This window comes from Curtobacterium sp. 320 (genome assembly GCF_031455235.1).
Classification (GTDB): Bacteria; Actinomycetota; Actinomycetes; order Actinomycetales; family Microbacteriaceae; genus Curtobacterium.
In genome coordinates this window covers 87010-111325 of the sequence record NZ_JAVDSI010000007.1, presented here as the reverse complement: position 1 = coordinate 111325, position 24316 = coordinate 87010, and the positions used below count along the sequence as shown (strand labels likewise).

The 24316-nt window shown below is 68.9% G+C and carries 23 protein-coding genes; 14 read left to right on the top strand and 9 right to left on the bottom strand.

The features are described 5' to 3' along the window. Position 1: 1 nt before the first annotated feature. Genes J2X60_RS11230 through J2X60_RS11220 form a run of 3 tightly spaced genes read left to right on the top strand, consistent with a single transcriptional unit; the run spans position 2 to position 2647 of the window. On the top strand, positions 2-961 hold the full coding sequence (locus J2X60_RS11230) for an alpha/beta hydrolase (protein WP_309887473.1): 960 nt from the start codon (positions 2-4) through the stop codon (positions 959-961). Continuing rightward, entirely contained in the window at positions 958-2229 is a 1272-nt protein-coding gene (locus J2X60_RS11225; RefSeq protein ID WP_309887471.1) for an alpha/beta hydrolase, read from the top strand. The genes J2X60_RS11230 and J2X60_RS11225 overlap by 4 nt, the downstream gene beginning before the upstream one ends. A gap of 43 nt (positions 2230-2272) precedes the next feature. Beyond that, the gene (locus J2X60_RS11220) at positions 2273-2647 is read left to right on the top strand and encodes a VOC family protein (protein WP_309887469.1); all 375 of its coding nucleotides are present in this window, start codon (positions 2273-2275) and stop codon (positions 2645-2647) included. Positions 2648-2849: 202 nt separating this feature from the next. On the opposite strand, the gene J2X60_RS11215 is transcribed toward J2X60_RS11220, so the two are convergent. Genes J2X60_RS11215 through J2X60_RS11195 form a run of 5 tightly spaced genes read right to left on the bottom strand, consistent with a single transcriptional unit; the run spans position 2850 to position 9555 of the window. Further along, positions 2850-3455 (bottom strand): helix-turn-helix domain-containing protein, encoded by a 606-nt coding sequence (locus J2X60_RS11215; RefSeq protein WP_309887663.1) that lies wholly within the window; start codon positions 3453-3455, stop codon positions 2850-2852. A 40-nt stretch (positions 3456-3495) separates the two neighbouring features. Beyond that, positions 3496-5100, bottom strand: a complete 1605-nt coding sequence (locus tag J2X60_RS11210) for a GMC family oxidoreductase N-terminal domain-containing protein (RefSeq protein ID WP_309887467.1) — start codon at positions 5098-5100, stop codon at positions 3496-3498. After that, positions 5097-6635, bottom strand: a complete 1539-nt coding sequence (locus tag J2X60_RS11205; RefSeq protein WP_309887465.1) for an APC family permease — start codon at positions 6633-6635, stop codon at positions 5097-5099. The genes J2X60_RS11210 and J2X60_RS11205 overlap by 4 nt, the downstream gene beginning before the upstream one ends. After that, positions 6617-8128: an aldehyde dehydrogenase gene (locus tag J2X60_RS11200; protein WP_309887463.1), complete on the bottom strand. Its 1512-nt coding sequence runs from the start codon at positions 8126-8128 to the stop codon at positions 6617-6619. Before J2X60_RS11200 ends, J2X60_RS11205 begins: the two co-directional genes overlap by 19 nt. Next, the gene (locus tag J2X60_RS11195) at positions 8125-9555 is read right to left on the bottom strand and encodes a cytosine permease (protein WP_309887461.1); all 1431 of its coding nucleotides are present in this window, start codon (positions 9553-9555) and stop codon (positions 8125-8127) included. Before J2X60_RS11195 ends, J2X60_RS11200 begins: the two co-directional genes overlap by 4 nt. 84 nt (positions 9556-9639) lie before the next feature. Here J2X60_RS11195 and J2X60_RS11190 point away from each other — a divergent pair, with 84 nt between their 5' ends. From J2X60_RS11190 to J2X60_RS11165, 6 genes are all read left to right on the top strand, one after another. Further along, entirely contained in the window at positions 9640-10653 is a 1014-nt protein-coding gene (locus J2X60_RS11190; RefSeq protein WP_309887459.1) for a LysR substrate-binding domain-containing protein, read from the top strand. A 135-nt stretch (positions 10654-10788) separates the two neighbouring features. Continuing rightward, positions 10789-12078, top strand: coding sequence for an NAD(P)/FAD-dependent oxidoreductase (locus J2X60_RS11185; RefSeq protein ID WP_309887457.1), 1290 nt, complete (start codon positions 10789-10791; stop codon positions 12076-12078). Then, a complete protein-coding gene (locus J2X60_RS11180; RefSeq protein WP_309887455.1) occupies positions 12075-12485 on the top strand; it encodes a RidA family protein in 411 nt (136 codons plus the stop codon). Before J2X60_RS11185 ends, J2X60_RS11180 begins: the two co-directional genes overlap by 4 nt. Beyond that, positions 12482-13156 carry a DUF1028 domain-containing protein gene (locus J2X60_RS11175; RefSeq protein WP_309887453.1) on the top strand — a complete coding sequence of 225 codons (675 nt, stop codon included), beginning with the start codon at positions 12482-12484 and terminating at the stop codon, positions 13154-13156. Before J2X60_RS11180 ends, J2X60_RS11175 begins: the two co-directional genes overlap by 4 nt. A 58-nt stretch (positions 13157-13214) precedes the next feature. Then, positions 13215-14285 carry an amidohydrolase gene (locus J2X60_RS11170; protein WP_309887451.1) on the top strand — a complete coding sequence of 357 codons (1071 nt, stop codon included), beginning with the start codon at positions 13215-13217 and terminating at the stop codon, positions 14283-14285. Between the two features lie 22 nt (positions 14286-14307). Continuing rightward, on the top strand, positions 14308-15948 hold the full coding sequence (locus J2X60_RS11165) for an amidohydrolase (protein WP_309887449.1): 1641 nt from the start codon (positions 14308-14310) through the stop codon (positions 15946-15948). A gap of 72 nt (positions 15949-16020) precedes the next feature. Here J2X60_RS11165 and J2X60_RS11160 read toward each other — a convergent pair whose 3' ends face one another. Beyond that, positions 16021-16542: a hypothetical protein gene (locus J2X60_RS11160; RefSeq protein ID WP_309887447.1), complete on the bottom strand. Its 522-nt coding sequence runs from the start codon at positions 16540-16542 to the stop codon at positions 16021-16023. Beyond that, entirely contained in the window at positions 16542-18509 is a 1968-nt protein-coding gene (locus J2X60_RS11155) for a primary-amine oxidase (protein ID WP_309887444.1), read from the bottom strand. Before J2X60_RS11155 ends, J2X60_RS11160 begins: the two co-directional genes overlap by 1 nt. Before the next feature lie 100 nt (positions 18510-18609). On the opposite strand from J2X60_RS11155, the gene J2X60_RS11150 reads away from it, so the two are divergent. Further along, positions 18610-19275 (top strand): TetR/AcrR family transcriptional regulator, encoded by a 666-nt coding sequence (locus J2X60_RS11150; RefSeq protein ID WP_309887442.1) that lies wholly within the window; start codon positions 18610-18612, stop codon positions 19273-19275. Positions 19276-19446: 171 nt separating this feature from the next. Here J2X60_RS11150 and J2X60_RS11145 read toward each other — a convergent pair whose 3' ends face one another. Then, a complete protein-coding gene (locus J2X60_RS11145; protein WP_309887440.1) occupies positions 19447-20121 on the bottom strand; it encodes a helix-turn-helix domain-containing protein in 675 nt (224 codons plus the stop codon). A gap of 78 nt (positions 20122-20199) precedes the next feature. On the opposite strand from J2X60_RS11145, the gene J2X60_RS11140 reads away from it, so the two are divergent. The 3 genes from J2X60_RS11140 to J2X60_RS11130 all read left to right on the top strand — a co-directional run bounded on the left by J2X60_RS11140 (position 20200) and on the right by J2X60_RS11130 (position 22624). Continuing rightward, complete coding sequence (locus tag J2X60_RS11140; protein ID WP_309887438.1) at positions 20200-21048, top strand: NAD(P)H-binding protein; 849 nt, start codon at positions 20200-20202, stop codon at positions 21046-21048. Positions 21049-21152: 104 nt separating this feature from the next. After that, entirely contained in the window at positions 21153-21704 is a 552-nt protein-coding gene (locus J2X60_RS11135; RefSeq protein WP_309887436.1) for a VanZ family protein, read from the top strand. Beyond that, a complete protein-coding gene (locus J2X60_RS11130) occupies positions 21701-22624 on the top strand; it encodes an oxidoreductase (protein WP_309887434.1) in 924 nt (307 codons plus the stop codon). The genes J2X60_RS11135 and J2X60_RS11130 overlap by 4 nt, the downstream gene beginning before the upstream one ends. Before the next feature lie 16 nt (positions 22625-22640). Here the strand turns inward: J2X60_RS11130 and J2X60_RS11125 are convergent, their stop codons facing one another. Then, positions 22641-23702, bottom strand: coding sequence for a PDDEXK nuclease domain-containing protein (locus J2X60_RS11125; RefSeq protein WP_309887432.1), 1062 nt, complete (start codon positions 23700-23702; stop codon positions 22641-22643). 132 nt (positions 23703-23834) lie between these two features. Here J2X60_RS11125 and J2X60_RS11120 point away from each other — a divergent pair, with 132 nt between their 5' ends. Next, positions 23835-24179 (top strand): Lsr2 family protein, encoded by a 345-nt coding sequence (locus J2X60_RS11120; protein WP_309887661.1) that lies wholly within the window; start codon positions 23835-23837, stop codon positions 24177-24179. The last annotated feature ends 137 nt before the right edge of the window (positions 24180-24316 follow it).

Here is a 24316-nt window from a genome sequence, read left to right as displayed (position 1 = left end):
CATGCCGCTCGATCCGTTCCTCGTCCCCTTCCTCGAGACGCTCCCCGGGACCCCGCCGAGCATCGACGACTGGCCAGCGTTCCGCGCTGCCGATGACGCCGCCGCCAACGCACTGGTCGGACCGGTCATCGAGCCCGGACCGCCGGTCCAGAATGTCGAAACGGTCGTCATCCCTGTGAGGGGCGGATCCGTAACGGCCGCGGTGTACAAACCCTTCTCGGACAGCCCCCGGCCCCTGCACCTCTACCTCCACGGCGGCGGGTTCGTCTTCGGCTCCGCCCACACCGCCCCAGTCGACGCGCTCTGCCGGGAACGGACGGTGGCCGCCGACTGCGTCACGATGGCCGTGAACTACCGCAAAGCACCGGAACACCAGTACCCGACAGGTCTCGACGACGCCCAGGACGCGCTCCTCTGGGCAGTCGACCACGCCGAAGAACTCGGCATCGACCCCAGCCGTATCAGCATCGGAGGAGGCTCCGCCGGAGCGAACCTCGCCGCTGCACTGACGCTGAAGCTCCGAGACGAAGACGGCCCACGGGTCATGTTCCAACTGCTCGAAGTACCAGCCCTGGACCTGACCTTCCGGAGTCCCAGCGTGCAGGAGAACGCCACCGGCTACGGACTGGACTTGCCGACCCTGCACATGCTCGGCCCCCTCTACCTCGCCGACACCGCACGCGCCGCCGCAGACCCATACATCTCCCCCCTCCTCGCAGAAGACCTGTCCGGACTGCCCAAGACCTACGCAATGTCGGCCGAGTTCGACCCGCTTCGCGACGACGCCCCGCGCTTCGTCGACCGCCTCCGAGCATCGGGCGTACCCGCCTCCGGGTACCTCGGCCGCGGGCACATCCACGGCTCCGGCGCCTACACGGCCGCGATGGAATCCGCGCGCCGATGGCGGCAGCACGCCCTCACTGCCCTCACCGCCGCGCACCAGCCCGAGGCACCTCAGTGACGTTCAGAGCACGGCACGTGACCCCACTTGCCAGACACGCCCTGACGACAGCGGCAACCGTCGCGATCGCGTACACGCTGCTCGCCCAACTGCTCACCATCGTGCCGGTGTCGTGGACGATGCCGCTGCTGCAGTGGGACGTGTCCCAGTTCCTGATCATCCTGCTCGGGACCCTGCGCGATGCGCTCGGAATCTGGAACATGGTCGTCGGGCTCCTCGGCGTCGTCTGCGCCGCCATACTCTGGCGAACACCCGTGGCACAGCGCCGACGTGACCAACCTGAACGGGCGAGGCATCCCCGCCACCGGCTTCCGCTTGCCCTGCTCCTGACCGGGTCAGCCGGGACCCTCAGCGCGATCACAGCGACGACGGTCCTCGCGATCTCAATCGCCTCACTCGGCACCGGGTCAAGCGCACTACTGCCAACACTGCCCTTCACCGGGCTGAGCAGCTCCCCAGACCAGACCGTGACGGTCGGCAGGGCCGGGAACACCACACTCCGAGCCGACCTCTACCTTCCCCGTGGTACCGCTCCGGATGCAGGTTGGCCCGTTGTGGTCTCGATCCACGGCGGCGGCTTCTCCACCGGCACCCGAGGACCCAATGCGTACACCGGGTTCCTACCTGAGCACGGCTACGCCGTCCTCGACGTCGACTACCGCCTCGCCTCCTCGCACTACCACCCGTGGAGAACCCAAGTCACGGACATCGGCTGCTCACTCGCGTGGATCGGCAAGGCAGGCCACACGGAACAGCTTGACCCGAGCAGGATCGCAACACTGGGTCTGTCCTCTGGCGGGAATCTCGCTGTCAACGCCGCATACATGTCCGCGAACCAGACCCTCACCTCAAGCTGCGACCCATCGGACGCCGCGATCCCCACAGTGCGGGCAGTGATAGCGGGCTACCCGGCAGTCGACCTCAGCGGCATCGGGAACCGCAGCGCGATCGGCCGCCTCGTTGAGCAGTGGTACGTCGGCGGTACGCCCGCCCAGTACCCTGAACGGTACCGCTTCACGGACTCAGCCACCCACATCAGCGCCCATTCACCGCCGACACTGATCTACCAGGGCGGGCGGGACCACCTCGTCTTCGCCGACCGAGCACGCTCCTTCGCCCACATCCTTGCCGAACACCACATCACTTACCAGTACGTCGAGTACCCAGGATTGGAACACGGCGCTGGCGATGCGAATGGAACCCTCACTGCCGCAGCAGCCGCGAGCCGTCAGCTCGCCCTCGACTGGCTCCGACACCACGACACCTGAAGCAACCGGCACACCCGCACTCATCGAATCTTAGGACCGAATCATGAAGATCGACCACCTCGACCATCTCGTCCTCACCGTCGAGTCCATCAACTCCTCGGTGGCGTTCTACGAACGGCTTGGCTTCGAGCATGTCGTCACGGACGACCGGCACGCGCTGCGGTTCGGGCAGAGCAAAATCAACCTGCACCAACACGGACACTCGTTCCAGCCGTCCGCCGAGCACCCCACGCCCGGCAGCGGAGACCTCTGCTTCATCGTCGACGACGGCCCCGAGTCCATCCGCGCGGCCATCACCAGTGCCGGGATCCCAATCGAAGAAGGCCCCACCGAGCGCTCCGGTGCACTCGGGCCAATGACCAGCGTCTACATCCGAGACCCCGACCAAAACCTCCTCGAGCTCTCGACGTATCAATGATTTGAGGGTGCCGCCGATCACAACACAGCGCAGAACCACGTCGTCGGCGACCACGCTGCTTGTCCAGCCATCCTCGTACCGGCGCCGATAGCGTGCGCTTATGTCAGTTTGTCGAGTTCCCATACATTCCCCTTCGTCTAAGCGACCAAGTGGCTGGGGCGAGTATGCGAACCGCAGCTGACTGCCGACAACCAGGGGCAGCTCAGCCGGGCGACGACCCGAGGCCGGCGATGATGACCCCGATCGCGAAGTCGCGCCGGTCGTGCTCAGAGGGACCGACGAGTGCGCGGGCGGCGTGCGCCACGCGGGGGAAGCGCTCGGGGTCCATCGAGCGGTAGGCCTGTTCGACGCTGTCCCGGTCCTGCACGTCGCCGGGCGCACCGCGGAGTGTCCGTTCGGTGGCGGTCGCGGCCACGAACTGCGAGATCAGGTCGATCGCGAGGGCAGCCCGTGACTCCGGGACGCCACCGCGGCCCATGAGTGCGAGCTCGTGGTCGGCGAGGCGGAGCGCTCCGGGCAGGGTCGGGATCGAGCCGAGCGCCACCGCGCCGAGCCCCGGATGGTCGGCGAGGGCCTCGATGGTGTTGACGATCGTGGCCGCGAGCGCGCTCCGCCAGTCCTCGTCGACGGCGTCGACGAGGACGACCTCGCCGTAAACCTCGTCCAGCACGTGCTCGAGGAGGACGTCGCGGTTCGCGAAGTACGCGTAGAGCGACGCTGCGCCGGTCTCCACCTGCTGCGCGACGTCACGGAGCGAGACCGCGTCGGCCCCGCGCTCCCGGATCAGCCGCGCCGTCGCCTGGACGATATCGGCTCTCCCAATGACTGATCGACTGCGATGACGGCTGTCACACGTCCGCCGCGGACCGAGCCCGCTCGGGGTCTGCGGCGTCGTGCATCGCGAGATGCGACTTCGAGTCGAGACGGATCAGGTCCGCGGCTCGCTCCCCGACCATGAGAACAGTAACGACCGGGTTCACCGACGGCACTGTCGGAAAGACCGACGCATCGGCAATGCGCAGTCCTTCGATGCCCCGCACGCGGAGTTCCGGGTCGACCACGGCGAGCGGATCCGAGGGTGCGCCGATCCGGCAGGTACCGCTGACGTGGTACACGGTTTGGTGGTTCGCCCGCTGAACGGCGCTGAGCTCTTCGTCGGACTGCACCTCAGCACCGGGGAAGACCTCGCGCGCGATCCAGCGGCGGAAGGGCTCTTGCTCGGCGATCGCACGCGCGGCCCTGACGCCGGCGATGAGCATCCGTTCGTCGTGGCCGTCGTCGTCGGTGAAGTACCGGTAGTCGATGACGGGTGCTTCGTCGATGTCCGCCGAGGAAATCGTTACCCGTCCTCGGCTGTGCGGCTTCGCCACGTTCGGTGCGATCGCGACGATGGCCTCGGGGAACTCGACGCCCAGGGCCCGTGGATGGTCGACGACGGGCTGCACGGGGAAGTGCATCATCACGTCGGGACGCTGCGGACCGCCCTCGTGCAGTCGCAGCATCGCGCCGGCGTCCCATCCGCTCGCGCTCACCGAGGGCGGGACCTGGGTCGCCTCCCACACGACGAGCCCCTCGGCGTGGTCCTGCAGGTTCTCGCCGACGCCCGGGAGTTCCACTACGACTGGCACTCCGGCGTCGTCGAGGACTCGGCGGGGGCCGATGCCGGAGAGGAGCAGGAGGCGCGGTGTGTCGATTGCGCCGCATGCGAGCACGATCTCCCGTCGGGCGCGTGCGGTGCGCAGCGTCCCGGCCTCATCGCGGTACTCGACGCCCACGGCGCGACCGTCGTCGAACAGGACCCGGGTGGCTCGGACCCCGGTGATGACGTGGAGGTTCTGCCGCACGTCCAGCACCGGGTGCAGGTACGCGATTGACGTGGAGCCGCGAACGTTGGTCGCAGGGTCGTAGCCGAGCTCGAAGAAGCCGGTCCCTCGGGCATCCACGTCGGTGCGTCCGTCGTTCCAGCGGTCTTGCACGGGCAGGCCGAGTGCTGCCGCGGCCGCGGCGACGACGTCGGCGACGAAGGGATTGCGGTCCTCGGGCGCGACGGGGTGGATTGGGACGGCGAGCCGGTCGAAGTACGGCTGGACGGTGTCGGCGTCCCATCCTGCCGCGCCGGCAGCGACCCACTCGTCGAGGTCCGCGCGGAGGGGCCGCCAGGAGATCATCGTGTTCGTCGTGGAGCAGCCGCCGAGCAGTCGTGTCCGGGTCTGCCGGATGCGTGAGTTCCCTCGTTCCTGCGGCGTGCTGCGGTAGTCGAGGTCGTACTCGCTCTCGACCATCTCCGCCCAGCGGCGCAGGTACCGAGCGCGGTCCTCGCCTCGGTCGTCGGGTCCCCACTCGAGAACCCCGACGGTCACTGCCGGGTCTTCGGACAGGCGGGCCGCGACGACGCCGCCGGCGGTGCCCCCGCCGACCACCAGGTAGTCGAACAGGTCTGCGTCGTCGGTCATCGGTCGTCCGTCCGGGTGGTCTCGGCTGCGTCGATCGGCGTCGGCTGCGGGGAGAGCGTCGGCCGGCGGCGTCGCTCTGCGAGGTAGCCGACAACAGCGAGCAGGCACACGGCGACGAGGGTCCCGATCGTGAACAGTTCGAAGGTCGTCCGATCGACGCCCCAGGTGTCAAGGAAGTCGTAGTGGATGCCGAACACGGTCTCGAGCGTGCCCGGGAAGACGGCGACCCACGATCCGAGGAGCACCCACAAGAAGATGACGACGGTGCAGGTGACCAGGCCCGCCGCGCCGCCCGGGACTCGGAACGGGCGCTCGACCGACGGGAACTTCAGGCGGAGCGCCACGGCGGCGGGGAAGATCACCAGGTATGACACGAGCAAGGTTGACACCGCGACGGTCAGCACGACGGTGAACACCGCACTCGTGCTGCCGTGCAGGAGCAGCGTCGCCGCGATGCAGAAGGCGGTCGAGACGATGCCCGAGAGGACGTTCATCCGAACGGGCGTGCCGAGCCGGTCGGAGAAGCGACCGAAGTACCGGAAGAACGCCCGCTCGGCCGCGGCCGCCGCCTGTACGCGGTCGGACGCGACCATCCAGGCGCTGGCCTGGGTGAGGACGACGAACACGAACACGAGTGCGGCGATGACCCGGAGCGCCGGGGCCGCGGGTCCGTAGACGTCGAATACCAGGCTGGCGGCGTCCAGGAAGCCGGACGCGCCCTCGATCTTGGCGCTCGGCAGGACCGTGAGGATGGCGAAGACAGGGACGAGGTACGCGAGCGCAGCGATGGCGCCCGAGGCCGCGACGGCGCGGGGGACGTCGCGCTGCGGATCGCGCATCTCACCCCCGGCGCCGTTGGGCGCCTCGAAGCCGACCACGGCGAACAGGACGATCGGGGTGACGGCGAGGAAGCCGCCGAGCGTCGGCGCGAACGCTCCGGCGGCGGCGCCGTGCAGGCCGTGTTGCGCGGCGTACGCGGCGACGGTGACGACCACGAGGACGACGAGTGCGAGCTTGGCGATCGCACCGATTGCGATGACGACCTTCCCACGCTGCAGACTGATCACCGCGATGCCGATCGCTATCCAGATGAAGCAGATCTTGAACACCAGGTCGCCGGCGCTTCCTGCTGCCGACCGTGTGACGTACCCGTTCCACGTCTCGGCGGCGATGAACGCGAGGGAGCCACCCATCCAGATCGGGTTCGTGACCCAGTAGAGCATCGACGTGATCGCGCCGGCGAACCGGCCGAAGGCCATCCGGACCCATAGGTACGGGCCCCCTTCTCCTGGGAAAGCGCTCCCCAGCTCGGCGGTCACCATCCCGTAGGGCAGCAGGAACGTGACGACGATGACCAGCGTCCAGGTGAACGCCTCGGCTCCGCCGGACGCGGCGATCTGCGCGATCGTGTCGATGCTGATGATGGCTCCGACGGCGAGCAGGACGATGTCCGCCCGTCCGAGCGTCCTGCGGAGCGCACCGTGCTCGAGCATCTGGGTCGATCCCGGGCTGCCCATCAGCTGTGCTTGATCCACGTCGTCTTGAGTGCGGTGAACTTGTCGAGTGCGTGCGCGGACAGGTCGCGCCCGAAGCCGGACTGACCGAAGCCACCGAACGGCACACCGACGTCGATGGCGTCCACCGTGTTCACCGAGACCGTGCCGGCCCGCAGCCGTGGTGCGATGCGGTGGACCCGCGAGAGCCGGTCGGACCAGACGGACGCGGCGAGTCCGTACACGGAGTCGTTGGCCAGGGCGATCGCCTCGTCCTCGTTGTCGAACGGCATCACCGCGAGCACGGGCCCGAAGATCTCCTCGGTGGCGATGACGGCGCCCGGTGCGACGTCCGAGAAGATCGTCGGCGCGACGAACGCGTCACTGGTTGCTCCGGCGACGATCCCGTCGCCGTGCACGAGCGTCGCCTCTCCCCTGCCGGTCTCGATGTAGGCGCGAACACGCTCCGCCTGACGGCGGCTGACGAGCGGCCCCATGCTGGTGGCCGGGTCGAGCGGATCGCCGACGGCGATGGTCGATGCCCTCGTGACGACGCGCGCGAGGAGGTCGTCGTGGATGCTGCGCTCGACGAGCAGTCGGGAGTTGGCGGAGCAGACCTGCCCCTGGTTGGTGAAGATGCCGGCGATGACGCCGTCGGCCGCGGCATCGAGGTCGGCGGTGTCGGCGAAGACCAGGTTGGCGCTCTTGCCGCCGCACTCCGGCCATACCTGCTTGAGGTTTGACTGCCCCGCGTACTGCAGGAACAGCTTGCCGACCGGCGTTGAGCCGGTGAAGGCCACGACGTCGACGTCGGGGTGCACCCCGAGTGCGCGCCCTGCCACCGGGCCGGCTCCCGGAACGACGTTGAGCACGCCATCTGGCAGGCCAGCCTCGGTAGCGAGCTCGGCGAGCCGCAGCACCGAGAGCGGCGACTCCTCGGCCGGCTTCAGCACCACGGAGTTGCCGGATGCCAGGGCGGGTGCGAGCTTCCACATCGCCATCTCGAGCGGGTAGTTCCACGGGACCACGGCGGCAACGACACCGAGCGGTTCTCGCCGCACCAGGGCGAGTTCACCTTCGCCGGTCGGAGCGACCTCGTCCGGGACTTTGTCGACGAGGTCTGCGTACCAGCGCAGGATGGCGGCGGTCCCCGGGACGTCGATAGCGGTGGTGTCAGCGATGGTTTTCCCGGCGTCTACCGTGTCGAGGAGTGCCAGCTCGTCGGTGTGCTCGAGGATCAGGTCGGCGAGCCGTCTGAGCGTCGCTTGCCGTTCCCGCGGTGCGCGTCGGGACCACCGTCCGTCCTCGAAGGAGCGGCGGGCGGCTCGGACGGCGAGGTCGATGTCCGCCGCCCCGCACTCCGCCACCTCGGCGAGGACTGCGCCGGTCGCCGGGTTCATGGTGTCCCGGCGCTGCCCGTCGACACTTGCAACGGCTCGACCGTCGATCCAGGCATCCCGCCTGATCCGCAGCGCCGCAGCCGCCGTTGTCCAGTACTGTACGTCGTCGCGTGCGGGTAGCGCCACGGTGGTCATTCAGCGACCTCCACGGTCCTCGGGATCACGGTGCCTTCAGCAGCGGGGACGGGGTGCCTCGCCGCGCTCCGCCGCATCAGGAGGTAGTAGAGCGGGCAGATGACGGCGAGTCCGACGATCCAGGAGATGTCGACGCCGTGGAGTGCGGTCGCGACCGGTCCCGTGTAGAACGCGGTGGCGACGAAGGGGATCTGGACGGCGATGCCGACGAGGTAGCAGACGACCGCGTTGACGTTGACCCGGCCGTAGACGCCACCGTCCCTGCGGAACAGTGAGGCGATGTCGTACTCACCGTGGCGGAGCAGGTAGTAGTCGACCAGGTTCACCGCGGTCCACGGGATGAGAACGCACAGCAGCAGCACCATGAAGTTGCTGAGGTTGACGAGGAAGTTGTCCGCGAACGCGAGGCCGAGCACCAGAGCGATCCCGAAGAGCACCAGCGCGATCACCGCGCGGGCTCCGGCACGTGGGTGCCACCGAGGAAACAACGTTTGGCCGATCGTGATGACGGAGAGGCTGCCGCAGTACAGGTTCATGGAGTTGCTGATGCTGATGCCGACGCCAAACACCAGGATCGCGATCCCGCTGATCCCCGAAGTCAGAGCCGTCAGGCCGGCAGCCGTGTCGAGCTTCGGCATCGCGGCGCCCACGATGGCACCGAGAGCCATCGCGAGGAAGGACCCGGCGACAGCACCCGAGAAGGTCGCCCAGAACGCCGCGCGGGTGCCCGTCTCCTTCGGCATGTAGCGCGAATAGTCGGAGACGTACGGCGCGTAGGCGATCTGCCACAGCGCGGCCAGCGAGACCGTCGCCATGAACCCGGCCGGCGTCACGGAGCCGCCGGTGAACGTCCCCGCGGGCAGACCCTGGACAGCGAACATCCAAACGAAGACGAGCAGGAGCGCGCCACCTGCGACGAAGCTCATCACGGTCCCGAACACGTGCAGCAGCCGATACCCGAAGATCGCCCCAGCCACACTGACCAGTCCGATGACGACGGTGGAGATGCCGCCGCCGATATGAACAAGAGAGTTCAGCGCCTGCCCGCCGAGCACGATGTTCGACGAAAAGAACGCCACGTACATGCCGACGACGATGACCACGACGAGGAGGCTGCCGAACGACCCGAACTGCGCTCGCGTCTGGAGCATCTGCGGCACGCCCATCTGCGGCCCCTGCGCGGCGTGCAGCGCCATGACCACTCCGCCGAGCACGTTGCCGACGGCCATCGCCAGGAGCGCCGCCCAGACCGGAAGCCCGTAGACGACGGTGGCGAGCAGGCCGGTCGCGATCGTCAGCATCATAATCTGGCCGCCGAACCAGATCGTGAACAAGTTGCGGGCCTTCCCGTGACGCTCCGTCTCGGGGATGTAGTCGATCGTGTGCGACTCGACGCCGAGCGCGTCGGTGCGGAGTTCAGTAGCCATGCGGGCCTCCTCGGATAAACGGTGACCGAATCACCGTGGGGAGAAGCATCACGTGACTGGACCGCATCTCGCGAATGACGTTAGATGATGCAAGGCATCACCAAGGGAGATGCAGTCGCAAGGGAGATCATCCCGACACAAGTTCGTAACACACGCGAAACGGAGGTCCTTCGGATGGGCCGGAAACCTGACGTCACCCTGATGCAGCTGCGGTACTTCGTCGAGGCTGCCAACTGCCTCTCGATGACCGGCGCAGCACAGCAGCTGCTCGTTGCACAGTCGGCGATCTCCGCGGCGATCGCGCACCTCGAGGCGCAGATCGGAGCACAGCTATTCATTCGGCAACGCGCCCGAGGTCTGGCGCTCACCGCAGCTGGACAGCAGCTCCTGGGCGATGCCCGCGCGCTCATCCTGAACCTCGAGGAGGCGCTGGACACAGCACGCGGCATCGACAACCAGGTCCGCGGCTCGATCCGGATCGGGTGTTTCGTCACCCTCGCTCCGTTCGTGCTGCCTGCGATCGTGACGCGCGTCCGCGAGTCCCACCCGTACCTCGAGATCGAGGTCGACGAGGTCGATGCGGAAGGCGCTCGCGACGCGCTCCGGTCCGGCCGCGTCGAGCTCGTGATCGGCTACGACTTCCCGATGGGCCCGGACATCCGCACGACCGTGCTGCGTGACGTCCCGCCCCACGTGCTGCTCGCGGCAGACCACCCCCTCGCCGCCAAGCCGCAGGTCTTCCTGCGTGAGCTGTCCCGTGACCCAATGATCCTGCTCGACCTGCCACAGAGCCGTGACTACTTCATCGGCATCCTGGCCTCCGTCGGGCTGCAGCCCCAGATCCGACACCGGTCGATGAGCTACGAAACCGTCCGGGCCTTCGTCGCACACGGCCACGGGTTCTCGATCCTCAATCAGCATCCGCGCCACGATCAGACCTACGACGGCGCCCGGGTGGTCGCTCGGCCTATCGCCGACGACATCCCGTCGCTCTCGGTCGTCCTGGCCGCCATGCGTGCGACGCGGACGACCGCACGCGCTCGGGCGTTCTCGGAGGTCGCGGCAGAGGTCGTGACGGAGGCGCTCGCCACCCATTGATTTCGGTTGTGTTTCACGGAAGATCATCATCGTGTTTGCTGATGCAGTCAATGACCTTCTTCGATTTGACCGATTCATCGGATGACGGTCACGCTGATCCGCAACGGAACGAACCAGTTCCGAGTGGAGGTGGACATGTCCGACCGAGCAACCGAGGTCGTCGTGGTCGGCGCCGGCCAGGCCGGCGTGGCGATGAGCGAGCACCTGACGAAACGAGGAGTGCCCCACGTGGTCCTCGAGCGGAGCCGAGTCGCCGAGCGCTGGCGGACTGGACGCTGGGACTCCCTCGTCGCCAACGGGCCGGCCTGGCACGACCGCTTCCCGGGTATGGAGTTCGACATCGACCCGGACGGGTTCGCCACGAAGGACGAGGTCGCCGACTACTTCGACCGGTACGTCGAGCGGTTCGCACTGCCCGTCCGGTGCGGCGTCGAGGTCCACTCGGTACGCAAGCTCGTCGGGCGTCCCGGCTACCGGGTGGAGACGTCCGACGGTGCGTACGACGCCCGCTACGTCGTGGCGGCGACCGGCGCGTTCCAGACTCCGGTCGTCCCACCGGTCGTCCCCGCCACGGCGCCCGTCGAGCAGCTGCACTCGAACGCGTACCGCAACCCGGCGCAGCTGCCGGCCGGAGCGGTGCTGGTGGTCGGCGCCGGCTCGTCCGGCGTGCAGATCGCAGCCGAGTTGCGAGCCGCCGGCCGCGACGTCCTGCTGTCGGTCGGGCCGCACGACCGACCACCGCGCGCCTACCGTGGGCGCGACTTCGTCTGGTGGCTCGGTGTCCTCGATAAGTGGGAGGCGGCCACGCCTCCGTCCGGCGCAGAACACGTGACCATCGCCGTGAGCGGCGCCGGCGGCGGCCACACCGTCGACTTCCGCGACCTGGCGGCGAGCGGCATCACCCTCGTCGGCCGGACCCGGACCTACGAGGGCGGCGTCGTGCGGTTCGCGCCGGACCTCCGCGAAAACATCACTCGGGGTGACGAGAACCACCTATCACTCCTGGCCGAGGCCGACGCGTACGTCGCTCGCAACGGTATCGACCTGCCCGAGGAGCCCGGGGCGCACGTCCTCGGCCCGCTGCCGGATGCGGCGGAGCACCCGCTCCTCGAACTCGACCTCGTCGCCGCAGGTGTGACCTCGATCGTGTGGGCGACCGGGTACTCGTCCGACTACGGCTGGTTGCCCGCCGACGCCACCGACGACGACGGCAGGCCCCGACACCAGCGCGGGGTCTCGACCGAACCCGGGATCTACTTCCTCGGGCTCCCCTGGCAGTCCCGCCGGGGATCCAGCTTCATCTGGGGCGTCTGGCACGATGCGGGGTACCTCGCGGACCACATCGACATCCAGCGCGCGTACGCGGCCCACTCGTCCCTCGTCCACCTCGAGCCCGCCGTCGCGGGGACCGGAGCAGAACGTTGACCGTCCACACCCGCATCCGTCCGTTCAACACGAAGGACACGTACCCGGAGCAGAACCTCGACAACGACCTTTGCCAGGCAGTCGTCGCGAACGGGGTCGTCTACATCCGGGGCCAGATCGGACAGGACCTCGACACCCGAGACTCGGTGGGGGTCGGCGACGTCGAGGCGCAGACCGAGCAGGCGATGGCGAACATCGACATGCTCGTCCGGGAGGCCGGCGGATCGCTCGAGCACATAGTGAAAGTCACCGTCTACCTCGTCGACGTCCGCTACCGGGAGACGGTGTACCGGACCATAGGCAAGTGGTTGCAGGGCGTCTTCCCGGTGTCCACCGGCATCGTCGTCCACTCGCTCGCCCGTCCCGAGTGGCTCGTCGAGATCGACGCCACCGCGGTTCTGCCGTGACGTTTTCGCTCGCCGTCCGCGATCCCGCCACCGGTGCGTTTGGATCGGTCATCTGCTCGTCGTCCCCCGCCGTCGCCGCCCGGTGCGTGCACCTGCGTGACTGCGTCGGTGCCGTGCACTCGCAGAACATTACGGACCCGCGGCTCGGCCGCCGACTGCTCGACGTCATGGAGGGCGGCTCGTCGGCCCTGCACGCCGTCGACCGCATCGTCGCGACGGACGCAACAGCGCAGTTCCGGCAGCTCGTCGCCGTCGACGCTCTCGGTCGCACCGCCGTCCACTCGGGTGAGCACGCGCTCGGTATCGTCGCATCGCATGAGGGCGTCGCCGCCGCGGCCGCGGGGAACATGCTCGCGAGCCCGGACGTCCCCGAGCGCATGGTCGAGGAGTGGGCTCGGGCGACCGGTTCCGTCGAGGAGCGGCTCCTCGCGGCGTTCGCTGCCGCTGTGGCCGCGGGCGGCGAGGCAGGCCCCGTGCACAGCGCTGGGCTCAGCGTGGTGAGCGGACACGGATGGCGCACCACGGACCTCCGGGTCGACTGGAGCGACGACCCGCTCACCGACCTCCGTGCGCTCCTCGCGGTGTGGCTCCCGCAGCGGGACGATTACGTCGTCCGCGCTGAGGACCCTGCCCGCTCCCCCGGGTACGGAGTCCCCGGTGACGGCCGCTGACGTGGAGCGGGCAAAACGTGAACTCCGCGAGACCACGGCTCGCGGTCACGGAAAGCTCGTGGCACTCGCTGACCGCATCCACGCACACCCGGAGGTGGCCTGGGAAGAGCACCGCGCTGCCGCCTGGGTCGCTGGTGCGGTCGACGACGCCGGGTTCACGGCGACGGTCGGCGCGTTCGGGCTCGAGACCGCCGTGCACGCCACGGCGGGTTCCGGGAGTCGTCGCGTCGCGTTCGTCGCGGAGTACGACGCGCTGCCCGGCCTCGGTCACGCGTGCGGCCATAACCTCATCGCAGCGTCCTCGGTCGGTGCCGCGGTCGCCCTCGCCCGGGTCGCCGACGAGCTCGACCTCACCGTCGAGCTCTACGGCACCCCCGCAGAAGAGGGAGGCGGCGGCAAAATCGAGATGCTCGACCGAGGCGCCTTCGACGACATCGACCTGGCGATGATGGCGCACCCCGCCCCCGTCGACGTCGCCGAGGCGCGCCCCTTCGCCGTCACCCACTCGCACATCGCGTACGACGGGGTGAGCGCGCACGCCGGGGCCTACCCAGACCAGGGAGTAAACGCCAACGACGCCTTCGTGGTGGCGCAGGTCGCCATCGGCCTGCTCCGCCAACAGCTCACCCAGGGCACGCGTGTGCACGGCATCCAGACCGTGGGCGGTGCGGCCCCGAACGCCATCCCCGACCGTACCGAGGGGCGCTGGTACGTCCGGGCGGAGACCCTCGCCGACCTGCTCGAGGTCGAGGAGCGCGTGCTGCGGTGCTTCGAAGCGGGCGCCCTCGCCACGGGAGCAGCACTCACCGTGACACCCGAGAGCAAGCCCTACTCGGAGTTCCGGACCGCCGACGCGGCCCTCGAGGCCTACGTCGCCAACGCGACGGCACTCGGTCGCCGGTTCACCAGTGGCGACACCGCATCACGGATGAACCGCGCATCGACCGACATGGGCAACGTCTCCCAGCGGGTCCCGTCCATCCACCCCTACGTCGGACTGGAGGCACGCGGCGCGTCGAACCACCAGCCCGAGTTCGCCGCGGCGTGCGTCGGCCCGAGTGCCGAACGCCTGGTCCTCGACGCCGCGACGGCGCTCGCTTGGACTGCCGTCGACCACTTCACCCACTGACCCCCGATCGCCGGAGGACCCGATGCCCGACCTGATCATCAACGATGCGAACGCCTACCTCGGGGACGGCGTGTGGCAACGAACCTCGGTCCTCGTCCGGGACGGGATCATCGCTGCCGTCGGTGATCGAGACGACCTCGACGCTCGAGCATCCCCGGACGTCGAGGTCCGCAATGCGGGGGGCGCTTCGGTCATCCCCGGCGTGCACGACACGCACGTCCACCCCCCGTTCGCCGGCGCAGCCTTGCTCGGCATCGACCTCAGCCCTGTCCACGACGCCGACGCCTACGCCCGGATCATCCGCGAGTACGCAGCCGCCCATCCTGACGAACCCGTCCTCGTCGGCTCCGGATGGTACGGGGACTGCTACGACGGCGGGTTCCCGACGCGGTGGGCCCTCGACGAGATCGTGCCCGACCGGCCCGTGATCCTCACCGGTCACGACGGCCACGGCGCCTGGGTCAACAGTCGCGCGATCGAAGCCGCCGGGATCCCCGAGGACATCGTGGACCCCTCCGGGGGGCGCTTCGTCCGGACCGCCGACGGTGTGCTCACCGGAGTGCTCCTCGACACCGCGACCGCCGCCATCAACGGGATCCGCCCCGAACAACCCGACGACCACCTCGAGGCCGCGATCCTCGCGGCCCAGACGCACCTGCACAGCGCCGGCATCACGACTTGGCACGACGCCGCCGTCGGCAAGAGCGAGCTCGGACCCGACACCTTCGATGCCTACATGGCACTCGAACGACGCGGGGAGCTGACCGCCAAGGTCGTCCTCTGCCAGTGGTGGGACCGTCACCGAGGGCTGGAGCAGCTCGAGGAGCTCCGCGGCCGACGAGACCGGGCCGCGTCCACTGAACACATCCGCGCGAACACGGTCAAGATCATGCAGGACGGCATGATCGAGAACCGCACGGCAGCGATGCTGGAGCCGTACACCACGCACCCGGACCACCGAGGGGACTCGTTCATCGAACCCGAGGAACTCAACCGGATCGTCACGGCGCTCGACGCCGAGGGATTCCAGGTGCACATTCACGCCGTCGGCGACCGCGCCGTCCGGGAGGGGCTCGATGCGATCGAGTCCGCTCGCGGGACGAACGGCGCGGCGGACGGGCGTCACCAGATCACTCACCTCGACGTCGTCGACCCGGCGGACACCACGCGGTTCGCCGCACTCGGCGTGACGGTGAACGCGCAGCTGCTGTGGGGACGGACGGACACCGAGATCGTCGAGCGCAAGCTCCCGCTCATCGGCGACGAGCGCGCGCAACACCACTTCCCCTACGGCAGCCTGCACCGCGCCGGCGCCCGGATCGCTGCGGGTAGTGACTGGCCCGTCTCCGATCCGAACCCCTTCTGGGCGATGCACACCGGGACGACCCGCCTCGCCCCGGCGTCCGACCCCCACGCGACAGGACCCGCGCTGGTCAAACCACTCCTGGCGGACGAAGCGCTCCCCTTCGCCGTCGCGCTGGACGCGTTCACCGGCACGGCCGCCTGGGTCGGTCATCTCGACGAGGTCACGGGACGGATCGCTCCGGGCTTCGCAGCCGACCTCGTCCTGCTCGACCGCGACGTCTCGAACGGGCACGGGCTCGACTCCGTGCAGGTCGTCGAGACCCTGGCGGATGGTCGGACGGTGTCCCGTCGGCTGTGAGCGGACGCACCGTCCGCAGCGACAGGACGACGAAGAGGGCGCCGCCCTCCTCGTCGTCCTGTCGCCCGCGATTCACATCGCGACCATGGAGAAGACCGCGGCAGTCATCGCGACGACCTCGCCGAGTCCGAACGCGAGACGCCTCGGATGTCCGGTGCAGGACCGGCCTGACCGTGCCTCCTGGATGACGGCGACGGTCACGACCGCACTCAGCGCGACGTAGCCGACGACGGCGACGACGACGACCGCCTCGGTCGCGCTGGTGTGGACGTGACCGGTCATCGTGCCGACGTGATCGCCGCCGATGAGCACAGCGCCGGCCATGACCACGGCGCTGATCCCCCGGTGCAGCCCCATTGGGTGCACGGCTCCACGCCGAGCACCGAGCGCGACCGGCGCACTCGCCAGCAATGCCACCGCGACCAGGAGCACGACCCGCATGTCCTGTCCGAGCGGCGACGACACGGCGACCATGGCTGCCAGCATCACCCCCGCAGCGACCAGGCTTCGGCGGGCCGGACGGGTTCCGACGACGCAGCAGGCGGACAAGGCCGACGAGATCAGCCCCGAGGCGTCGATCGCGGTCATCGTCATCACGCGCAGCCGCACCCCGCACCGCAGACGTGACCTCCGTCTGCACGGCACGATTCGGCAGACACGACCGGGACGTCGAGCGTCGGGTTCCTGTCGAAGAAGCCGTGCGGCTTCATGACGAAGCCGGTGTGGTCGACGGGCATGATCGGCCAGTCCTCGAGCCGCGGGAAGTGCGTGAGCCCGAAGGTGTGCCAGACCACGACGTCCTCACCGTCGACCTCCCGGTCCGCGGCCGCATACGAGGGGAGGCCGGCACCACCAGGGTGCTGGTTCACCGTGTAGCCGGCTGCCCACAGCTCGTCAGGCTGGTAACGCGTCACCCAGAGATGGTGTGCGGCGAAACCGGCCCGCTTGCGCGCCGGAGCGTCGATGTGGTTGAACAGCGCCGCGTTGCCTTCGGGGTAGAGCACGTAGCTCGTCGGCTCGCCTACCCGGTTCTTCCGGTCAACGCTGCTGATGCTCCAGACCCGTCCGACGGTGCCGTCGGCATCGCGCTGCGCATCGGCTTCACGCCGCAGACGGGTGCGGGAGCGCCCAATCGCGTTGCCCCACGGGTTCGAGTCGTCCATCGGGACGCGCGCCACGTCGAGCTCGTCGACCGCATTGCGCTCACCGTCCACCATCATGTCCAGGCGCGCACAGAACAGGTGCTGGTGGACCGGGGCGCCCAGACCGGGCGCGAGCTGCGTCGCGTACGGGTAGTCGCTGCCATCGTGCCCACCCGTGAACACGATCCCGGTTGCCTTCGCCTCAACCTCGAACGTGCCGTCCAGGTAGAAGTAGAAGTAGAAGCCGTAGTCGTAGTTGCCGACCGTCGTGAAGAACGACACGACGAGTCGCCGCTGCCGGCGGGACTCCGACGTGTGGGTGAACTCGTCGGTGTGCTTCCAGAGGATGCCGTAGTCCTCCTCGTGGATGCACACGGCGTTCTTGATTGTCCTCGGGCGACCGAAGTCATCGGCGACCACGGCGTCGAGGTAGGTGATGTCGCCGACGCAGTCGCAGCCGAGCTCGAGCGAGTTCGCAGTGCGGCCGAACTGGTACTCCCCCGCGTCGAAGTAGTTCTGCCAGCCGTGCGTGGGCGTCGGGTCGGCGTAGTTCACGACCATCTCGGAGATCGAGGCGCGGTAGATGACGGGGCGCAGTTCACCGTGGTCGCGGAAGCCGATCTCGTGCAGCGTCAGCCCTTCGCGTCCGTTGAACCCGACGCGGAGATCCCAGTTCTCCCACTGCAGCCGGTTGCCGTCGAGCGTGAAGCTCACGCCCTCGGGCTGAGTGATGGCGATGGGCTTGAGCGTCGCCCGCGTCGGCCCGCTGACCGCGGGGTCGAGGTAGTCGCCCGACTCCATCGGGATGTGCTCGAACCCGGTCTCGACGACCCGCAGCACCGTGCCGCTGATCACGTCGACGTGCGCCACGACACCGTCGATGGGGTGCGCCCAGGGCAGGTCTGCATCGTCGAGCTGCAGGAACGCGAGCACCCGGAGGACCCGTCGACCGACCTCGCCGTCGTAGCCGAAGACCCCGGCGCTCAAGGCACAGGTGCGGACCTGCGTGACGTCGGTGACGCCGCGACGGGTCATTGCCTCGACCCAGCGCTCGTCTGCCTTGACCAGGTCGTCGACCAACTGGAACTCTTCGTCGAGCACCGGTGCCGTGCCCTCGACGCGGGAGTCGATCTCTCGGTTGAGCACGACGACTCCGTCGGTCACGTCGGTGACGGTCTCTCGGAGCGCCCCGGTCGAGATGTCGAGGAGCAACGCCTCGACGTGGCGGTGCAGGCTCGCGTGACGAGCGACGTCGAGCACGTCCCGCTTGGCCGGCTCACGGAGCATGACGTACGCGAATCGTGTCGTCGCGGAGGCGAGGCCGCCCTGGTGCAGCACCGATCGTGCTCGGTCGATCTCGGCTGCCGTCAAGGGAGCGGTGGGGTGCCGGCCGGTCTCCGGCGCTGCTGGTGTCGTCACTGGGCCTCCAGGCTTGTGGCGGACTTCTTTCGTTGACTTTAGAGTCAAAATCATTTCGTCGGTGTTTCGGGCGGCGCGGCGGGTGCGACAGGATGGTGCGATGCCGAAGATCGTCGATCACGACCGCCGCCGCGAGGAGATCGTCGAGGCGTACCTCCACGTGCTCGGGGAACGGGGCGTCTCGGGCACGAACGGCCGGACGGTGGCGCAGGCACTCGGTGTCGTGCCTGGCACCATCTGGCACTACTTCGACTCAGTGGAGCAGATCGCCGAGGCCGCGGCTCGCCGGGGCGTGCAGCGGACCCTCGACCGCATCGCGACTCGGCTGCACCACCGCAGCGGCCTCGCCGCCCTCGTCGCGATCGCCGAGGAAATCCTGCCCGTCGACGACGTCACCCGTACCGAAGCACGGGTCGTCGTGGCGTTCTGGGGGCAGGTCACGCCCGACGCACAGGAGCGCAGAGCACTCGGCCGGGTGCGGGAGTTCACCGAACTGACTCGGACTGCCCTCGAACAGGCCGTCGACGCCGGGGACCTGCAGCCGTCGACGCCGATACGGGCACTCGTCCGTCAGGTCGACTCGGTGTACGCCGGCGAGCAGGTCATCCTGGCCGCGGACACCGGTTCGGGATCTGCAGCGGACGTGCGCGCGGTCTTCGCGATGGCCGTGGCTCCCTGGTTGACGCAACCCCTCCGCTCCGAGACTGCTCACGAACTCATCAGATGGTGCTCAAATGCCGTGGCTCAGCCGCCTACGTTCCACTGAGCTCTCTCCGCGAGAGAACGCAGGCGCTTGGCGCATGGCTTTCACGGCACGAGCCGCTGGCTGGCTCTTATGTCAGATTGTCGATTTCTTATGCACCTGCCTTTGCGTAGCCGACCAAGTGGCTCGGGCGAGCGAGAGAACCGCAGCTGACTGCCGACAACCAGGGGCAGCTCAGCCGGGCGACGACCCGAGGCCGGCGATGATGACCCCGATCGCGAAGTCGCGCCGGTCGTGCTCAGAGGGACCGACGAGTGCGCGGGCGGCGTGCGCCACGCGGGGGAAGCGCTCGGGGTCCATCGAGCGGTAGGCCTGTTCGACGCTGTCCCGGTCCTGCACGTCGCCGGGCGCACCGCGGAGTGTCCGTTCGGTGGCGGTCGCGGCCACGAACTGCGAGATCAGGTCGATCGCGAGGGCAGCCCGTGACTCCGGGACGCCACCGCGGCCCATGAGTGCGAGCTCGTGGTCGGCGAGGCGGAGCGCTCCGGGCAGGGTCGGGATCGAGCCGAGCGCCACCGCGCCGAGCCCCGGATGGTCGGCGAGGGCCTCGATGGTGTTGACGATCGTGGCCGCGAGCGCGCTCCGCCAGTCGTCGTCGACGGCGTCGACGAGGACGACCTCGCCGTAAACCTCGTCCAGCACGTGCTCGAGGAGGACGTCGCGGTTCGCGAAGTACGCGTAGAGCGACGCTGCGCCGGTCTCCACCTGCTGCGCGACGTCACGGAGCGAGACCGCGTCGACTCCTCGCTCGCGGATGAGCCGTGCCGTCGCGAGGACGATGGAACGACGCGAGAGCGGGGACTTCGCCGGCCGTGCCCGCCGGGACACGGGCTCGCGTGCGGCTGGCATGCCGAGGACGTTACCACTTGACACGAGCAGGGTTTGTGACGAACACTGTTCGCGAACGTTGTTCGTTAAGGAGGCGAGATGTCGGTTCTGGTGGTCGGCGCGAGTGGAGCCGTCGGTGGCGCGGTCGTGGAGGGACTCGTGGGTCAGGGGGTCGACGTCCGCGCCGCGAGCAGGAGGCCCGAGCGGTTGCAGTTGCCGTCGCAGGTGTCCGCCGTGGCGGCTGATCTGCGGGATCCGGAGTCCTTCCGTGCCCCACTGGACGGGGTCGAGCGACTGTTCCTCTACGCGGACGTCGACGAGCCGGAGGGACTCGTGGCGACGATCGCCGCTGCCGGGGTCCGCCACGTGGTGCTGCTGTCGTCGTCCGCGGTGACGTTCCCCGGCGCCGAGACCGACTTCAACGGCGCCCGCTTCCTCCGGGTGGAGCGTGCGGTCGCCGGGGCGGGCCTCGAGTACACGTTCCTGCGTCCCGGCGGGTTCGCGAGCAACGCGGCCCGGTGGAGCTGGGGGGTCCAGCGCGACGGTCTCGTGCCGCTGCCCCATCCGGACGCCGTGCAGGTCCCCGTCCACGAGCAGGACATCGCCGACGTCGCCGTGGCGGCACTGACCGGTGATGCCCTGCTCGGTCGTGCACCGGTGCTGACCGGCCCGGAGCGGCTCACGCTCCGACAGCAGGTCGCGATCATCGCGGACGTCGTCGGACGACCCGTCCGGGTCCTCGAGCAGACGGAGGCCGAGGCGTCTGCGATGCTGTCCGAGCACGTGCCCGCCGTGTGGGTCGAACAGATCATCGCGGACTGGCGGAGAGCGGTCGGGACGACACCGGCGGTCTCCGACGAGTACCGGGCGATCACCGGACGGTCGCCACGGACCTTCCGCCAGTGGGTCGTGGACCACGCCCGACTCTTCACCGCGGCCGCGCGCTGACGTCGTCCTCGTCCTGACCCGACGCCGCGTGACCCGTGCTCTCGACGGTACGCTCAGCGGTGGCTGCGACCCCTTCTTCCCCACAGCCCAGGAGGCACGAGTCGATGTTCGGCAGGGTCCCGATGCTCCCGGCGGTCGTCCCGATGGCCGTCGTCCTGTTCGCGCTCCTGCTCTGGGGGCTCCACCGTCGCGGACGGCTCACACCGGCACGGGGCGCCGTCGCGGCAGCAGCGGCCCTCTACTCCGGCGGTGTCGCCGCGAACACGGTGTTCCCGATCTTCCTGGCGTGGCCGCGCTCCGACGGTCCCGATCCGCTCCCGCTCAACCTGGTGCCGGTCGTCGGGTACGAGGTCGGCGACGCGGTGACCAACGCACTGGTGTTCGTGCCGCTGGGGATCCTCGTCTCGCTGATGCTCGCGCGGCCGACCTGGGCACGCACGATCGCCGTCACGGCGGGGATCAGCGCTGCCGTCGAGGTGACGCAGTTCCTCACGGCGCGGTTCGCGCACGGCGGGCACATCGCCGACGTCAACGACCTGGCCTCGAACGTCCTCGGGGGTGCGGTCGGCTCTGCGGTGTACGCGCTGGCGATGCAACGACCGGCTCTCGCTCGCGTCGTCGAACGGTTCCGGTGGCACCGCGAGGTGACGGCGTGACGCCCACGTCGCCGAGCGGTGGCGGGTCCGCTGCCGCCCGTCCCCGCGTCGCCGTCATCGGCCCGGGCGCGATCGGGACGACGATCGCGGCCGTGCTCCACGCCCGTGGGTCGACGCCGGTGCTCGCGGGTCGCTCCGCGCGTGCGGAACTCCGGTTCGTCGGTGGGGACGGACCCGTCATGGTCCCCGGGCCGGTGCTGACCGACACGTCGTCGGTCGTCGCCCCGGTCGACGTGGTGTTCCTCGCGGTCAAGGCGACCCAGACGGCCGAGGCACGCGAGTGGTTGCGGGCGCTCTGCACGCCGGAGACCATCGTGTGCGTGCTGCAGAACGGGATCGAGCAGGCCGACTCGGTCCGGCCGTTCGTCCCCACGAGCACGGTCCTGCCCGCGGTCGTCTGGTTCCCTGCCGTCCGCGAGGAGGACGACTCGGTGCGACTGCTCGGTCCGGCCCGGCTGACCCTGCCTGCGGGCCCCGCGGCCGAGCTCGTCGCGAACCTGCTGGACGGGGACCGCTGTTCGGTCGAGCTGGTCGCGGACTTCTCCACCGTCGCCTGGCGGAAGCTCCTGCAGAACGCAGCCGCCGGGCTGATGGCGCTCATGACGCGCCGCTCCGGCGTCTTCCGACGGCCGGACGTCCAGGTCCTCGCACTCCGGTACCTGCGCGAGGGGCTCGAGGTCGCGCGAGCCGACGGCGCCGAGCTCGCCGACGACGTCCCCGACCAGATCCTGGCCGGCTTCCGCACGGCCCCGGAGGACCACGGCACCTCCATCCTCACCGACCGCGAGGCCGGCCGGCCCCTCGAGTGGGACGTCCGCAACGGCGTAGTCCAGCGAAAGGGGCGAGCACTCGGAGTGCCCACGCCCATCAGCGACGTGATCGTGCCCCTCCTCGCAGCTGCGAGTGACGGCCCCGGGTAGCACCCTGCACGCCCTGCTATCCCTCGTCCTCGGACGGGTTGCTGGATCCGAAACTAGCGTCCTCAGCGGACCCGCGAAGCGCTTGCGACAGTTCCGCTTCCGTCGGGAGCGCCGCTTGCACGGACGGTGGCAGGAGGTCGTAGCTGGCGACGCCGATTGGTGTCTGCTGCCCGGCAAGTGAGTACCGCACCACAGCGTCGTTCTTGTCCGCGACGAGGAGCAGCCCGACGGTGTCGGCGTGCTGGGGCCGGCGGAGTTTGTCATCGACGAGGGCCACGTAGAAGCCGAGCTGGCCGAGGTATTCGGGCTTGAACTTCCCCGTCTTGAGTTCGATCACCACGTAACGGAGTTGCTCGACGTGGAAGAACAGCAGGTCGACGTAGAATTCGTCGCCGTCAACATCGAAGTTCACCTGCCGGCCAACGAACGCGAACCCCTCCCCGAGCTCGCGGAGGGTGTCAATTATGCGGTCCACGAGGGCCTGCTCGAGGTGGCGTTCCTTTGCGTCCCCGTCGAGGGCGAGGAAGTCCAGCACGTACGGGTCCTTCGTGATCTGCTGCGCCAGATCTGACTCCCCCGGTGGGAAGACGTCGGCGAAGTTCGTCGGCGCCGCCTGCAGCCTCGTGTGCGCTGCGGAGCGGATCTGGTGCTCGAGCACGTTTCGCGACCAACCGTGTGCAGCCGCCTGGCCGGCGTACCAGTCGCGGAGCTTGTGGTCATCGAGCCGGTCAAGCAGGACCGTGATGTGTCCCCACGGGAGTTGTCCAACAGCCTGTTGGACAACTGCGTCCGCCGTCCACTCCCCCGCGAATCGGCGCATGTAGAACAGGTTCGCGCGGGAGAACCCTTTCATCTCCGGAAACTCTGCACGCAGATCCGTCGCGAGACGACCGATGACGTTACTGCCCCACCCCTCATCACCCTGGCGCTGCAGGATGGTCGCGCCGATCCCCCAGTAGAGACGGACGAGCTCCGTGTTCACGCGGCGCTGCGCGGTGAACCGGGCGGCGCGAACCTGCTGCTTCAGTTCGGTAAGAGCGGCGGCATACCCGGATACGGCTGGCGACGAGTCAGACATCACTACTCAGTCTGCCCGACCACCATGCGGGAAGAACCCGACCACCATGCGGGAAGAAGGAGCAACAAAGCGCTCTCCGGGATCTGCTATGCCAGGGTGGATCTGATCCCCAGAGCGAAAGGCGGCCTCCTTATGGCGCAGAAAGTCACTACGCACCTCGTCGACGACCTCACCGGCGACACCATCGAAGAAGGCAAGGGCCGCACCGTCGCCTTCGGATTCGACGGCACCCACTATGAAATCGACCTCACCGACGACAACGCCGACGCACTCCGCGAAGCGTTGTCCGACTACGTCGCAGCAGCCCGAAAGGTCAGTGGCCGCTCCGGTCGTACCAGCGCCGGCAACGGTCCGAAGCGCGGCAACTCGGAGGATCTCGCGAGGATCCGCGAATGGGCGAACGCGAACGGCCACGAGGTGTCCAGTCGCGGACGCATCAGCCAGGCCGTACGAGACGCCTACGACGCCGCACACTGACAGAGCTCCCGGCACAGAACGGCCGATCACCCGCGGGTGGTCGGCTGTTCTAGTTCGTGCCGATAGGGCGCTCTTATGTCAGTCCATCAAACGGTGAAAGCTTGTCCGCAGAGGACGCAGTGAATCGGCATGGAAGC